8 protein-coding genes and 1 pseudogene are annotated in these 14,167 nt (G+C 74.8%); 2 read left to right on the top strand and 7 right to left on the bottom strand.

Annotation, left to right across the window (positions count from 1 at the left end; all coding sequences use genetic code 11):
* Position 1 precedes the first annotated feature (1 nt).
* Both AC27LF_RS42995 and AC27LF_RS42990 read right to left on the bottom strand, forming a co-directional pair.
* Positions 2-436: a roadblock/LC7 domain-containing protein gene (locus tag AC27LF_RS42995; protein ID WP_404025700.1), complete on the bottom strand. Its 435-nt coding sequence runs from the start codon at positions 434-436 to the stop codon at positions 2-4.
* Complete coding sequence (locus tag AC27LF_RS42990) at positions 433-3,252, bottom strand: nitrate- and nitrite sensing domain-containing protein (RefSeq protein ID WP_479661922.1); 2,820 nt, start codon at positions 3,250-3,252, stop codon at positions 433-435. Before AC27LF_RS42990 ends, AC27LF_RS42995 begins: the two co-directional genes overlap by 4 nt.
* Positions 3,253-3,664: 412 nt before the next feature.
* On the opposite strand from AC27LF_RS42990, the gene AC27LF_RS42985 reads away from it, so the two are divergent.
* On the top strand, positions 3,665-4,204 hold the full coding sequence (locus tag AC27LF_RS42985; protein ID WP_479661921.1) for a hypothetical protein: 540 nt from the start codon (positions 3,665-3,667) through the stop codon (positions 4,202-4,204).
* Positions 4,205-4,297: 93 nt separating this feature from the next.
* Here AC27LF_RS42985 and AC27LF_RS42980 read toward each other — a convergent pair whose 3' ends face one another.
* From AC27LF_RS42980 to AC27LF_RS42970, 3 genes are all read right to left on the bottom strand, one after another.
* Positions 4,298-9,001: a hypothetical protein gene (locus AC27LF_RS42980; RefSeq protein ID WP_479661920.1), complete on the bottom strand. Its 4,704-nt coding sequence runs from the start codon at positions 8,999-9,001 to the stop codon at positions 4,298-4,300.
* Between the two features lie 94 nt (positions 9,002-9,095).
* Complete coding sequence (locus tag AC27LF_RS42975; RefSeq protein WP_479661919.1) at positions 9,096-9,974, bottom strand: hypothetical protein; 879 nt, start codon at positions 9,972-9,974, stop codon at positions 9,096-9,098.
* A 52-nt stretch (positions 9,975-10,026) separates the two neighbouring features.
* Complete coding sequence (locus tag AC27LF_RS42970) at positions 10,027-11,553, bottom strand: hypothetical protein (protein WP_479661918.1); 1,527 nt, start codon at positions 11,551-11,553, stop codon at positions 10,027-10,029.
* Between the two features lie 161 nt (positions 11,554-11,714).
* Here AC27LF_RS42970 and AC27LF_RS42965 point away from each other — a divergent pair.
* A pseudogene (locus AC27LF_RS42965) lies at positions 11,715-11,975 on the top strand (allophanate hydrolase subunit 2 family protein); the annotation flags it as partial.
* A 7-nt stretch (positions 11,976-11,982) separates the two neighbouring features.
* On the opposite strand, the gene AC27LF_RS42960 reads toward AC27LF_RS42965, so the two are convergent.
* Together AC27LF_RS42960 and AC27LF_RS42955 are read right to left on the bottom strand one after the other, a co-directional pair.
* Positions 11,983-12,840 (bottom strand): SGNH/GDSL hydrolase family protein, encoded by an 858-nt coding sequence (locus tag AC27LF_RS42960; protein WP_479661917.1) that lies wholly within the window; start codon positions 12,838-12,840, stop codon positions 11,983-11,985.
* On the bottom strand, positions 12,837-14,141 hold the full coding sequence (locus tag AC27LF_RS42955) for a glycosyltransferase (protein ID WP_479661916.1): 1,305 nt from the start codon (positions 14,139-14,141) through the stop codon (positions 12,837-12,839). The genes AC27LF_RS42960 and AC27LF_RS42955 overlap by 4 nt, the downstream gene beginning before the upstream one ends.
* Positions 14,142-14,167 lie beyond the last annotated feature (26 nt).

The raw sequence follows: 14,167 nt of genomic DNA, 5'->3' as shown, positions 1-14,167 counted from the left end.
ACTACCCGCCCGCGGTCAGATCGGTACGCGGGGCGGTGCCCAGATGCGCGCCGACCCGCTTGACGAGGAGCGTCATCTCGTAGGCGACCTGGCCGACGTCGGAGTCCGCGTCGGAGAGGACGGCCAGGCAGCTGCCGTCTCCTGCCGCCGTCACGAAGAGGAACGCCTCATCGAGTTCGACGACCGTCTGGCGGACGCTGCCCGCCTCGAAGTGCCGGCCCACGCCCTTGGCGAGGCTGTGGAACCCGGACGCGACGGCGGCCAGGTGCTCGCTGTCCTCCCTGGTCAGATCCTTCGACACGCCCGTGGCCAGTCCGTCGCCGGAGAGCACGACGGCCTTGCGGATGCTGGCGACTCGGTCGACGAGGTCGTCGAGGAGCCAGTTGAGCGCGCCCTTGTCCGGTGCGGTGTGGCCGGTCGCCTTTGGTGCGGTCATCGACCGTCCCCCTTAGTCGTTCCTTGTGCTGTGCCGTTGCGGGCTCCGTCGCCCGCTGCGTTCTCCTCCCGGCCGCGCTGCCAGCCGCGCTGGAGCGAGGCCATCCGGCTGCGCACCTCGTCGGCGTCGCGTTCGGCGGGTTCCCTCTCGCGCCCGGGCCGTCCCGCGGGACCCTGCTTGAGCTGCGGGGCGAGGCTGGCCTGCCGTACGCGCCTGGGCAGCGGTCCCGTGCCGGACCGGGTGTCCTGCGGTGTGGCGCCGGCCGGCGGGGCGGTGCCGCCCTCGCCGTCGGAGGGGTTCTCCGGGCCACTGGTGCGCCGGGGGAGCTTGGGGGACGCGGAGGGCTCTTCCGGGCCGTCGGCCGGGGGTTGCGCGCGTGCGTCGAAACGGGCCGCGGATCCCGTGCCGGAACGCGGCGGCGTCTCGTCCCGGCGCCGGGAGGGCAGCGGCGCCAGACGGGGTTCGGCGCCGGGCGGGGACGGCTCGTCGTCCTCACCCCGGCGGGAGCGCTGCTCCTTGATCGGCCGGCCGTGCGAGCTGACCAGCTTGGGCGTCCGGCGGCGGGGCAGCGGCACCAGGGCGTCCGAGGAATCGTCGGTCCCCGCCCGGTCCGCCGTGCCGGAGGACCGCCGGTGATCCGCGCCGGTGCGGCCCGCGGCCTCCTCGTCGGCACGGGCGAGGGAGCGGCGGACACGGAAGATGCCACCGCGTTCACTGGGCTCGTCGGTGAGGGCGCCCGGGAGGTCGTCGAGGGCGTCCAGGTCGACGGGCGCCTCCAGTTCCACCGGGCCGTCCAGGACCGGCGCGGGCGGGCCCGGCAGGTGCACCGGCACCTGGGCGAGGGCGGCCCGCCGCTCCTCCCGGTCGGCCTCCCGCCCGGTCCGGTCCCGGTCGAGGCGGAAGCCGAGGCCGTTGGTGTCGGGGACGTCGTCGGTCAGCAGCACGTCGGGGATGAAGACCACCGCGGTGGTGCCGCCGTAGGGGGAAGGCTGCAGGGAGACGCGGACGTTCTGGCGCTGGGCGAGGCGGCTGACCACGAACAGGCCGAGCCGGTCCGTGTCGGAGAGTTCGAACTCCGGTGTCTCGGCGAGCCGCAGGTTGGCCTCCAGCAGTGCTTCGGCCGCCATGCCGAGGCCCCGGTCGTGGATCTCCAGGGTGAAGCCGTTGGCGACCCGCTCGCCGAGGACCTGGACCGCCGTGTGCGGCGGCGAGAACACGGTGGCGTTCTCCAGCAGTTCGGCCACCAGGTGGGTGATGTCGGCGACGGCCGGACCGGTGACGGCGACGCGCGGCAGCCTGCGGACCTCGATCCGCTCGTAGTCCTCGACCTCGGCGACGGCGGCGCGGACGACGTCCATCAGCTGGACGGGTTTGCGCCACTGCCGCGAGGGGGCGGCGCCGGAGAGGATCACCAGACCCTCGGCGTGCCGGCGCATACGGGTGGTGAGGTGGTCGAGACGGAACAGATCGGCGAGTTCGTCGGTGTCCTCGGTCCTGCGTTCCATGCTGTCGAGCAGGGTGAGCTGCTTGTGCAGCAGCACCTGGCTGCGCCGGGCGAGGTTGACGAAGACCTCGGAGACCCCGGCGCGCAGTTCGGCCTGCTTGACCGCGGCTTCGACGGCGGCGTGCTGGAGGGTGTTGAGCGCCTGGCCGACCTCGCCGATCTCGTTCTTGTCGTACTCCAGGCGCGGGGCCTCGGTCTCCACGTCGATCTTCTCACCCGCGGACAGGCGGCGCATCACACTGGGCAGCCGGACGGCGGACGCCTCGTGCGCCTCCAGCCGCAGTTGCCGCAGATCGCGGATGAGTCCGCGGCCGACCCGCACGGACAGGACGAGGGAGGTGAGCAACGCGGCCAGTCCGAGCAGCCCGGCGACGGCCGCCTGGATGATCACGCTCACCGCGACGGGGCGGGTGCGGTCCTGATAGCGGTCGCCGACCTGGTCGTCGAGGGTGCCCAGTTCTTCGAGCACGGTGCCCGCGGCGGCGTCCCAGCTCTTGGCGCCGACCTCGTTCGCGGTGCCCGCCCCGGAGCCGATGACCGCCTCCTCGGCCACCCGCACCGGCGCGGTGGTGGCGCTCCTCCAGAACCGGTCGTAGCGGTCGCGTTCGGCCGCCGGAAGCAGCGGCAGGCTGATGTCGTACAGGAGGGTGCGCTGGGCGACGAGGTCGGAGACGTCGCGGGTCTCGTCCCGGGAGAGCCTGCCGACCACCAGGGCGGAGCCGAGCAGCGCGTCCTCGCGGGAGAGGAGTTCGCGGGCGCGGTTGACGTTGACCAGGGCGCGTGCCTGCGTGTCCATCTCCACGTCGTCGACGCCGTCGAGGCTCGCCAGCAGCGAGTAGCAGGGGTCGACGACGCGGTTGTAGAGGTCGAGGGCCTGATGGCGGGTGACCGTGCCGTCCTCGACGCTGCGGCGCAGGGAGTCGACGCCGTCAAGCGCGTCCAGCACCGCGGTGAGCCGTTCGTCGTCGCCCGCGCTCATGCTGTCGCGGACGTCGGAGGTCCCGGCGTTCTTCCGGATCTCGGCGATGGCCTCGTCGGTGGCGGTCCGGGTCCGGCGCAGGGCGCCGAGAGCGTCCGAGGCGCGCGGGTCGGCGAGGTGGACAAGGGTCTGACGGCGCTCCTGCTGCAGGGCACGGACGGTGTCCTCGGTGGGGTACTCGATCTTCTCCACCACGTGCGACACATCGAAGACCCGGGCCACCTCCCGACCCGTGAGCACGGTCGCAAAGCCCCAGATGGCGGCCAGGGACACCAGCGGCACGAGAAGCAGCGCCACGATCTTCCGGCGGATCGACTTCCCGCGAAAACGCATGGCCTCCCCCAGCTCGGTCCCCCTGCGGACGGGGGTGCACAGGTGCGTCAACAAACGGCGCGAGCCTACTACCGTCGCAGGGTCAACTCGAAGGCGTGTCCGGAGCCTGAACTTCACCTTCACTTCTGGGACATGGCGAGTTGTCCGGGCATTACGGGAGATGGCCGCCTCGGCCGGGGGTCCGCGGCTCGGGTGTCCGGCCGGGTGCGCCGGGCCGGTTGGCCGAAATTCTTCGGGGCCGGGAATCTTCCTGACGCGTCGTTCGTCCTTCTCTACGGGAAATGGGGGCGGAATCGGCCACAGGAGCCGCATCCACCATCCTGGCGGCGTAAAACAGCGCAAGCCGGGCAACCACAGGGGAGCCGGTGCCTCGGGGCGCCGGAGGAGGGGTCTGCCGGCGGTGGGGAGTGACATGGTGACGGGCACGGCGGAGCGGCGCGAGGCGCCCGAGGACGGCGTGGCGGGGCGCGGGGCGGCGCGGCGGGTCCCGGAGGCGTCGAGTGGCGGCGTTCCGTCGCAGGAGTGGGCTGCCGAGGCCACCGGGATACGGCGTCAGCCGGGATACCGGCCATTGTGGGTCGAGGAACCCGCGCGCAGACGCCGGCTGCCCGATCCGGTGCGCACGGCGGCGGTACGGGCGGTGATCATCATCGCGGTGACGCTGATGCAGGCGATGGTGGCCTTTCTGTGCACGCTGGCCGGGTCCTGGCTGGCCTTCCCGATGGTCATCAGCAGTGTGGCCAGCACGGTGGTCGCCACCTGGGGCGTGCTCGACGTCTGGGTGACGCGCCAGGTCTGGAACCAGCGCAATGGCGTGGTGTCGGTGCCGAGCAGCACGGCGCGGTCGCTGCGCCGGGAGCGGCGCGCCGCCCGGCGGCAGGCGAAGGCCGCCGCGCGGGAACGGGAACGGATACGCAGGCGGGGCGGCACCGGCCAGCTGTCGCACTCCTGAGACACGGTCGGCGCCGGCCGGGGCCGTGAGGGCGGCGCAGGCCGGGGCCGTGGCCGCCCGGTAGCGGCCCGTGGCGCTCGGCCGCTGTCCCGGTCAGGGCGTGCTGGGCGCCGGGCGTTTGAACATGCGGGTCGCCGTGATCTCGCTGTGCACCGCTTCCCCGGCCGCGGCCTGCTGCGGAAGTCCCGGCCGCAGGTGTTCCTCCACGCTGATGTACTTCAGCCCGGCCCGCAGGTCGGCATCGTTGCGCAAGCGGATGACCAGTGGGAACTCGGCCAGTGCCGTCGTGTCGAACAGGCCAGTGGTGTAGAGGAGTTGTACGCCGAGCGCGTCGGAGACGGCGCGTTGCAGCTCCAGCAGATAGGTGGCGTTGGCGCGGCCGATGGGGTTGTCGAGGAACAGGGTGCCGGCGTGCCGGTGCCTGTCCCGTCCGCGGTCGTTCGACCGCAGGGCGGCCATCGTGCAGTACAGGGCGATCGCGGCGGTGAGCAGCTGGCCGCCGGAGAAGACGTCGCCCATCTGTCCGACGGGGACGCGTTCGGCGCGCAGGACGGCGTCCGGCTTGAGGATCTCGACGGCCACACCCTTGGGCCGCAGCGCGGCGGCGACTCCGCGAAGCAGCAGGGACATGCCGTCGCGCCGCAGGTCGGAGTTCTTCTTCAGGGCGGCGCGGGTCGCCTCGTCGATCACCTCGCCGAGCCGTTCGGTGAGCGTGGCCTGGTCGGGTTCCTCGAAGCGGATGCGCAGGAATTCCTGTCCCGACCACTCGCCGAGCCCTTCGGGCAGCCGGGACAGCCGCTGGGCGGAGCGCAGGGTGGCGAGCGCCGACTCGACCAGTCCGCGCAGCCGGTCCACGATGGAGTCGCGGTTGCGTTCGAGCTGCGCCAACTCGTCGGTGAGGACCCGCAGTCGGGGGGCGAAGGCGGCGGCCCACTTCTGGGCGTGCTCGGGCAGCGCGGCGGCGGGCAGCTCGCGGATCTGCTGCCGGGCGGGGGTGCGCACCTGCTCGTAGCGGGTTGAGTTGGCGTGCCGGACCAGGACGTCGCCGGCCTCGCGTACGGCGGCCTCGGCGGCGGACAGGTCGGCGGCGCAGCCGCGCAGCGAGCGACGGGCCTCCGCGGCGGACCGTCTGGCCTCCTCCAGGGAGCCGGGGTACGGCTCGGGTTCCTCCTGCTCCTCGTCGGCTGTGTGCTCGCGCAGCAGGTCGCGGAGCATGGCGGCGACCTCGTCGAAGCCGCCGGCCGCGTCCTCGGCCGCGCGGTGGGCCGCGAGCAGTTCGGCGTGCGCGTCGCGGGCCTGGGCCAACGCTTCGGTGCGGGAGGCGAGTTCGGTCGTGGCGGTGCGCAGCAGCGCCTGGGCGTGCTCGGCGTCGCGCGGGAGGAGTTCTTCGGGCAGTTCGGTGTGCGCGCCGCCGTCCTCGGGGGCGTGCCGTTCGGCCTCGCCGCGCAGCCGGCCCAGTTGCTCGCTCGCGGCGGACATGCGGGTCTCCAGGAGCTGGACCAGTTCCTCGGCGCGTGCGGCGGCGGCCTGCCGGGAGGGGCCGTCGGAGCCGTCGGGCGACTGCAGCAGTTGTTCGGCCCGGGTGCGGACCTTGTTGCTGAGCCGGTCCAGTTCGGCGCGGGCCGCGCTCTCGTCGCTCTCCGCGCGGGCCTGCTCGGCGCGCAGATCGGCCCCGACGCCCACCTTCTCGTACACCTGGGAGGCGGCGCGGTATGCCTCGCGGAGTGCGGGCAGGGACGCCTTCGAGGCGTCGGCGTCGCCCTCGGCCGCGGGCACGTCGTCGGGTGCGCCGGCGATCTCGGAGCGTTCGGCGCGCAGTGCGCGGGCGGTGCGGCGGGCGTCGTCGGCGGCGCGCTGAGCGGCGCGGCGGTCCTCGTCGGCGGCGCGGGCGCGCTCCAGGCAGACCTGGGCCCGGGCCTCCGACTCGGCGGCCTCGTCGGCGAGTTCGCGCAGCTTGGCCTGCCAGCCGGAGCGCTCACGCAGCCGGAAGGCGAGCCCGGCGAGCGCGTCGGCGGCGCGCCGGGCCTTCTGCGCGGCCTCCTGGCGCTCGTCGCGGTCCTGGGCGGCCTCGGCGGCGGCCTCGTCGGCTTCGGCGCGCGCGGTCCGGGCCTCGGCGAGTTCCGCCTCGGACTCCTCGGCGAACATGCGGGCGTCCCGGGCGGCGCGGGCCAGTTCGACGAGCCGTCCCGCCGGGCAGCCGGTGCGCCAGGAGGCGAGCCGGGCGGCCAGCTCCCGGTCCTTGGCGAGCCGTGCGGCGAGCGCGCGGATCTCCTCGTCCCGTTCGGCGGCCCGGGCGCGCAGCGCCTGCCGTTCCTCGTCGGCGGCGTACTCGTCGTGCATGGCCGGGTTCGGCGGCACCAGGAACACCTCGCCGGCGCTCGCGTCGGCGGCGGGGGTCGGGGCGAGCAGGGCGGCGGCGGTGCCGACGGCCACGGCGGACCGCGGCAGCAGCGCGGCGTCCCCGAGGGTTTCGCGGGCGCGGGCGTGGGTGTCCGGATCGGTGATGATCACGCCGTCGACGAGTTCGGGGCGGGCGGCGAGCACACGCGCGTGGTCGGCCGGGTCGACGGCCTGGGCGAGGTAGCGCCAGCCGGGCAGCGCGGGGATGCCGTGTTCGCCGAGGAATTCGACGGTGGCGAGCACGTCGGGGCCGGGCGGCAGCAGTCCGCCGTCGCCGAGCGCGCCGAGGATGCGGGCGTCGTCGGCGGCGGCGGTGCGCAGTTCGAAGAGGTGCCGTTCGGCGGAGGAGACGGAGTCGTCGAGCAGGGCGCGCAGTTCGTCGGCGAAGCGGTCCAGGTCCTCGGGGGTGAGGGGTCCGTCGCCGCCGGGGCGGGCGTGGTCCGCGTCCGCGGTCTCGGCAGGGGCGCCGGGTGCCGCGCCCGGGTCCGAGGTCCGGGTGGTGTCGCCGCCCGCGCGCGGTGCGGGCACCCCGGCCCGTGTGCCGCCCCGGGTGCCCGGCAGGCCGAGCAGTTCGCCCAGCCGCTCCTCGGCGGCCAGTGCCTCGGCGATGCGGCGTTCGGCCTGGTGGGCGCGGTCGGCGGCGGTCGCCGCGTCCGCGGCTCGGGCGGCGGTCAACTCGGCGCGGGACTCGGTGGACGCGGCTTCGCGCGCGTGGTCCGCCGCCTTGCGCGCCGCGTCGCGGGCCGTGTCCCAGGCGGCCACGGCGGTCTTCTCGGCGTCGCTGGCCGCGAGGGCGGCGCGGGCCGGGTCCGCGTCGGGGGCGCTGTCGTCGAGCCAGCCCGCGCGCACCGCCTCGGCGGTCTCCTGCTCGACCTCGGTCAGGCGCTGTCTGAGGTGTCCGATCTCGCTGCGGGCGCGCTGCGCCTCGGTGGCGGCGGCGGTCGAGTCCCGGTGGGCCGCCTCGCCTGCCTCCTGGAGGGCGGCCGCGCGTTCCTCCCCCTCGTTGGCCAGGGTCTCGGCGTTCTCGGCGGCGGCGTGCAGGGCCCGTACGAGGTCTACGGCGGCCTTGGCGCGGGCGGCCAGGGCCGGGGCCGCGTCCCGTTCGGCTTCCTGGATCGCGGTGGCCACGCGCGTGACACGGTCGGCGGCGGCGCGGTGGCGCAGCACGGCCTCGGCCGCCTGCCAGGCGGAGTGCAGGGTGCGCGCGTCGGCCAGTTCGCGTTTTTGCGCGGTGGCCGACTTCTCGCCGGCGGCGAGCGCCAGTGAGGCGTGCCGGTAGGCGAGTTCGGCGGCGATGAGCGCGCTGCGCTCGCGCGCGCCCTCGGAGTGGGTGACGGTGTGCGCGGCGGCCGTGACCTGCTGGGCGAGGTCGGCGGCCCGCACCCGTTCCACGACGCCGCGCGCGGACAGCCGCCGGGCGAGGGTGCGGGTGCGGCGTTCGGCGCCGGCGTGGATGTCACGCGCGCGTGCGCGGGCTTCGGTGGCCTCGACGATCCGGCCGAGCAGGTCGACCGACCCGGCGGTGAAGTCCCGTTCGGCGATCAGTTCGGCGCGTCGGCCCAGCTTGTTGCCGAAGCCGCCGACCAGGTCGGCGAGGCCGTCGGTGTCCCGGGTGTCGGTGACCGCGCGCAGCAGCAGGTCGGTGAAGTCGGAGTCCTTCTTGACCGCGAACAGGCCGGCCGCCTCGCCCTCGTCCGCGTTCATCTCCCGCTGGTAACGGAAGAGTTCGGGGTCGAGGCCGAGGTCGCCCAGGTGCTCGGTCCAGCGTTCGTGGGTCTCCTCCCAGTGCACCTCCAGGTGCGGATACGCCTTGCCCGCCTCGGTGAGGGCGTCCCGGAAGCCCTTCATGGTGCGCCGGCGGCCCTGGGCGCCCGACTGGCCCTCGGCGGGCGGGCGTACGGCGGTGGACTCGGCCACGGGGAGGTTGTCGAGGCTGAGTCCGGGGCCCGGCCGGAAGGAGTACCATGCCTCGGCGAACTTGCGCGGGTCGTTGGAGACCTGCCGTCCGCGCCATTCGCTGACCTTGCCGACGACGACGCATTCGCCGGTCTGCACGTGCTGCCACTCCAGGGCCACGTGGCCGCAGTCGTCGGCGAGCAGGAACTTGCGCAGCACGCCGGAGCTGGCGCCGCCGAGGGTGTTGCGGTGGCCCGGCAGCATCACCGAGAAGATCAGCTTGAGCAGGACGGACTTGCCGCCGCCGTTCTCCAGGAAGAGCACGCTGGCGGGCGCGGGGCGGCGCGGCGGTCCGACGGGCTCGTCCTCGAAGAACTCCGCCTGCGTGGGGGCGGGGTCGGGCACCGGCTCGCCCACGCCCCGCAGGTCGAGCACGGTGTCGGCGTAGCGCGCACCGGCAGGACCGATGGAGTAGAGGCGGACCCGGGACAGCTCGTACATGGCGGACTCTCGTGGAAGGTCTTCGAAGGGGCGGGGCTACGGAGGGGCAGGTGTTCGGAGGGGCAGGGCTACGGTCAGGTGCGGTGGGCGACCGTCAGGAGTGGAACGGCAGCCCGGCGTCGGCCACCAGATCCAGGTCGTCGGTGTCCTCGGCGGGCAGCAGGCTGGCCGTGCCGTCGGTGACCGGGACGACGCCGAGTTCGAGCAGTTCGGCCAGGGCGGCGCCGCCTGCCATGTCGCGGACCTGGAGCTGGTAGCGCGCCGTGGTGCGGTAGGTGCCGCCGTTGTCGTCGCCGGTTCTCTGCAGGAAGCCGGAGTCGGTGAGGAAGGCGACCGCCTTGCCGACGATGCCGGTGGTGGAACCGGCAGGCCGGCGGGCGTCCTTGGTGGCGCCGGTGGCGCTGCGCCGCACCCAGATCCGCCAGGCGGCCTCCAGGCCGGGCGCGTCGGTGGCCGGGTCGGTGTTCTCGCCCCGCTCCGCGGCCCGCTCTTCGAGGCGCCGGCATGCCTGTCGTACGAACGCGTCGACGCCGTTGACGGAGACCCGCCCGATGTAGCCGTCGTCGGCGAGGTCCTCCGGGCGGGGGAAGGCCAGCGCGGCGATGGCGAGATGGGCGAGGCCGTGCAGGAACCGGTCCGCGGAGTCGGCGGCGGTGCGGCGGGCGTAGTCGCCCATGCGGACGGCGAAGACGGAGTCCTCGGCGGCGGTCACCGCCATGCCCGCGCGCGGTGACACCTCCAGCACGACCAGGCCGAGTCCGGCGGCCACGGCGTCCGCGAGCCGCGCGAACGCCGGGTCCTCGCGGTGGCGGCGCAGCAGTTCCGTGTACTCCTGGTCGCGGGCGGGCTGCAGTTTGGGCTGAAGTCCGAAGGCGACGAGCCGGGCGGCGTCGGCGGCGTCGGCGGGGGTGACGGCGGAGCCCGCGGGGGTGGCGGCGGGCTCGGGCTCGCTGCGGTCGGCGGGCTCGGTCACGGTCGGGGCTCCTTGCTGCGCTGGCCTTTTCGGGTGGGACGGTCGGGTGGGGTCATGCCGCCTCGGTCCGGTCGGCCGCCATGCCCGCCGAATCCAGCAGGGCGGTGCCGACGATCAGGTCGGCGCCGCCGAACTCGGGGTCGTCCAGTTCCGTACCGTCGTCCACGGCGAACAGCAGTTTCTCCTCGCCCTGGCGGTAGGCGGTGCCGACCGGGGGGCTGGCCGCGTGCACGGCCAGCAGCGCGACCAGGTAGGGCAGTTCGGGGTCCCGGCGGCGTGCCTCGGCGAGCAGCCCGGACAGCCGGCGCGGCGCGTCCGCCGGCAGGTCCAGCAGTTCCGTGGCCGCGGCCAGCTGCTCGTCGCTGAACCGGCTGTCGTCCGGTGTGGCGATCAGATCGGGCTCGGGCATCTCGGCGCCCAGGTGCTCCCGTTCCACCGGCGGGGTCAGCAGGAGGTCGACCAGGTCGCCGACCCGTACCGACACCGGTGTGCGCAGTCCGGTGCCGCGCGCGAAGAAGGCGTCCGTGACCCTGACCGCCTGCTCGACGGGCAGCGGCAGGACGGGGGCGACGAGATGGCCGTACAGGTCCATGCCGGACGTGGTCAGGGGGGTGGCGAAGGCCTGCCGGTCCTGTTCGGCGCGGAACAGCGGGCCGGCCTCCAGCAGCCGGGACTGGAGCTGGGTGTGGCGTCGGATGCAGTCCTTGACGATGTCGACCAGTTCGGCGGCGCGCCGCTTGTGCCCGGGGTCCTCGGACTCGTCGCGTGCCTTGCGGATGTTGGTGAGGATGGCGTTCTCGTGGCGATAGCGGTCGGCGACGTGGTCAAGGGCCTCGGCGATCATGTCGGGTACGGCGTTGAGCCAGTCCACCGCGCGGACGTTGCGCCGGGTGGCCTCCAGGGCCCTGCGCAGCGTTTCCGAGTACTGCACGGTCCGGTAGCGCGCCTGCTCCGCGGCGAGTTGGGCGTCGGCCAGGCGGCCGCGGTTGATCAGCACCTCCAGCTTGACCTCGGCGGCGATCTGGGCGCTGGTGACGTCGGTGTCGAGGGCGCCGACCAGGACGTTGACGGCCTCGTCGGTGGTGCGCAGGTAGACGGTGCCGCCGGGGCCGGGGACCTCCTCGACGAGTTTGAAGTCGTAGTCGCGGCGTACGTAGGTGCCGTCCGGCGCGAACGTGCCGTACGCGGCGCGGAAGCCGCGGTCGACGCTGCCGACGTTGATCAGGTTCTCCAGGACCCAGCGGGCCACGCGCTCGTGCTCGGACACCGGGCGGCGCGGGGCCTGGGCGGCGATGCGCGGGATGAGCCGGGCGACGATCTGCTCGTGGTCGGCGCCCGTGTCGAAGTCCATGTTGAGCGTGACCAGGTCGATGGCGGCCAGGGCCACCTCCGCCATGCCGTACACCGAGTACTCGCCGGCGAGGTTGGCCTTGCGCGCGTCCAGGTCGTGCAGCGGCGCGGTGCAGGCGAGCGCCCGCAGCCGCCGCGCCAGCCCCTCGTCGGCGGCCGGGCCCGGGGCGGGGCGCGGCCCCGCGCCGAGTTGTGGTGGCACGCTGTCCGTGGATGCAGGCGAAGTCACGGTGCACAGACTAGGTCCTCCGTCTGACAACGACCCAAACGACGCAGAAGCGACCGCCGTCACAGCAGCGCGAGACGCCCTCGCCCCGATGGCCCCAGGCCGCACGCCTCGGCCGCGTCCCGGCCGCTCCCTGCAGCCCGGCTCCGACCGCTCGGCGCGGCGTCTCGTCGGCGGGCAACCGGATCGGGCCGCGGACGCAGGGGGCCGCCCTGGAACGGGCGCGTGCCGGTGAACTGCCCGGCGAGGGCACGGTCCTGGGGGCGGCGCAGGTGCCGCCGGACGGGCGTCCGGTGGTCTTCCTCGCGGACCATCCGACCACCGGGGGCTACCCGGTGATCGCGGTGGTCCGCGCCGCCGGCGTGCCGGCCGCCGCGCAGGCGGTGCCCGGCATCCCGGTCCGTTCCGTGGCCGTGCGGCACCGCTGGGCCCTCACGCGGCGTCCGCGGCATCCGTACGCTCCGCCACCGACAGGGCGGCGAGGGCCGCCGACACGGCGGCCGCGGCCCGCAGGTCGAGTCGGGCGCTGGTGCCCCGCGCGCGGTGCCGCATCTCGTCGGCGGCCAGCCTGAGCAGTTGCGGCAGCAGATCGGTGCAGCGCCTGGCCACCCAGCCGGTGCCGGCGGTCGCCAGCCACCACAGGCTCGCCGACCTGGTCGGCGCGGGGAACTCCGGCTCGGGCGACGGCGCGGTGCCGGTCGCGGCGCCCGCCGCGGCGAGCAGCGCGTGGAAGCGCAGCGCGAGCTGGCGGTGGCCCCGCTCGCCGGGGTGCAGCCGGTCCGCGCTCCACATGGCCCGGTCGGTGAGCCATGCGCCCTCGGCCGCGTGCAGGTGGACGGCGCCGTACCGCTTCGACAGCGCGTGGACCACCGTGTTGACCGCGCGCTGGCGGCGGGCCAGCGGGCGGGCCAGGGCGCCCGGCAGTCCCAGCATCGCGCCGGGGTCGGGCAGGCACGCGGTGAGCAGGACGGTGCCCTGCCGGGTGAACGCCGCGTAGACCTGGTCGAGCCGGGCGGCCACCGCGTGGATGTCGAAGGTGCAGCGCAGCGTGTCGTTGACGCCGATCACGACGGAGGCGATGTCCGGGCGCAGGTCGAGTGCGTCCGGGGTCTGGCGCTCCAGCACGTCGCGCGTCTGCGCCCCGCTGACCGCGAGGTTGGTGAACTGCACCGGTCCGTCGGCGATCCCGTCGGCCAGCAGTTCGGCCCAGCCGCGCCATCCGTCGCCGACGGGATCGCCCACGCCCTCGGTCAGTGAGTCCCCGAGCGCCACGAAACGGACGGGTCTCATGCCACGCCCTCCGGCACGACACGACGGGACGGCGCGGACACGTCGCGCACGTCGGAGCGGGGTGCTCGGGGGGCTGTCGCCGTCTGGTCCGCGTCGGAACGGGACGGTACCGACGTGTCGTCGGTGCGACGGGACGCTCCCGTCACGTCGTCGTCCTCTTCCGGCCGGCAGCCCACCGGCGCGTCGTGCGCCGCCAGGAACGCCTCCACCGCGGCACCCCAGCCGAAGCACTCCGCACGCGCGCGTGCGCAGTCCCGCCGCTCGGCCGCGGGGCGCCCGAGCAGTGTCTCGACGGCGTCGGCGAACGCCTCTCCGTTGTCGGCCGCCGTGGCCCCGGCGGACCCGATGACCTCGGGCAGCGCGGACGACGCGCTCGCCACCACGGGCGTGCCGCACGCCATGGCCTCCAGCGCGGCGAGCCCGAACGTCTCGGCCGGCCCGGGCGCCAGGGCCACATCGGCCGAGGCCTGCAGTGCGCCCAGCTCAGCGCGGTCGGAGACGTGCCCGAGGAAGGTCACCGGCAGCCCGCGCTCCCGCGCCCGCTGCTCAAGCCGTGCCCGCAGCGGGCCGTCCCCCGCCACCACGAGCAACGCCCGCCGCCCGCGCCGCAGCAACGCCTCCAGCGCGTCCAGCGCCGTACCCGGCCGCTTCTCCACGGACAGCCGGGAGCACATCACCAGCAGCGTCTCGTCCACGCGCGCGTGGACGGCGCGCAGCCCGCCGTCGCGCAGCGCCGGGTGCCGGTCCGTCAGGTCCACGCCCAGCGGGGCCCGTACGACGTTGCGCGCTCCGATGCGGACGAACTCCCGCTCGGCGAACTCGGTGGTGCACACGACCCGTGAGTAGGTGTGCGCCGTACGGACGTTGAGGGCGTCGGCGGCGCGCCGGGACAGGTCCTCCGACAGGCCCCAGGTGCGCAGCACGCCGTCGGCGGTCTCGTGGGAGACCATGACGGCGGGCACGCGGGCCCGCCGGGCCCAGCGGCCGGTCCAGCGCAGCGTCGTGCGGTCGGAGACCTCCAGGCGGTCCGGGGCCAGGTCCTCCAGGAGGGCGGCGACCCGCCGCTTGTCGAGCAGCACCCGGTAGCCGCCGGTGCCCGGCAGCAGCGGTCCTGGCAGGGTGATGACCCGGCCCTGCTCGGTGTCCCGGTCGCTGTGGCGCTCGCCGGGCACGATCAGCACGGGCTCGTGGCCCGCCGCCCGAAAGCCCTTGCCCAGCTCGCGCAGCGCGGTGCGCAGGCCGCCGGACGCGGGGGCGACGAAGTTGGCGAGCCGGACGATGCGCAGGGAGTCGGTGCTCATGCCGCCCTACCTTCTTGAGTGCGTCT

Source organism: Streptomyces diversicolor, assembly GCF_057537855.1.
This window is presented reverse-complemented; position numbering and strand designations above follow the sequence as displayed.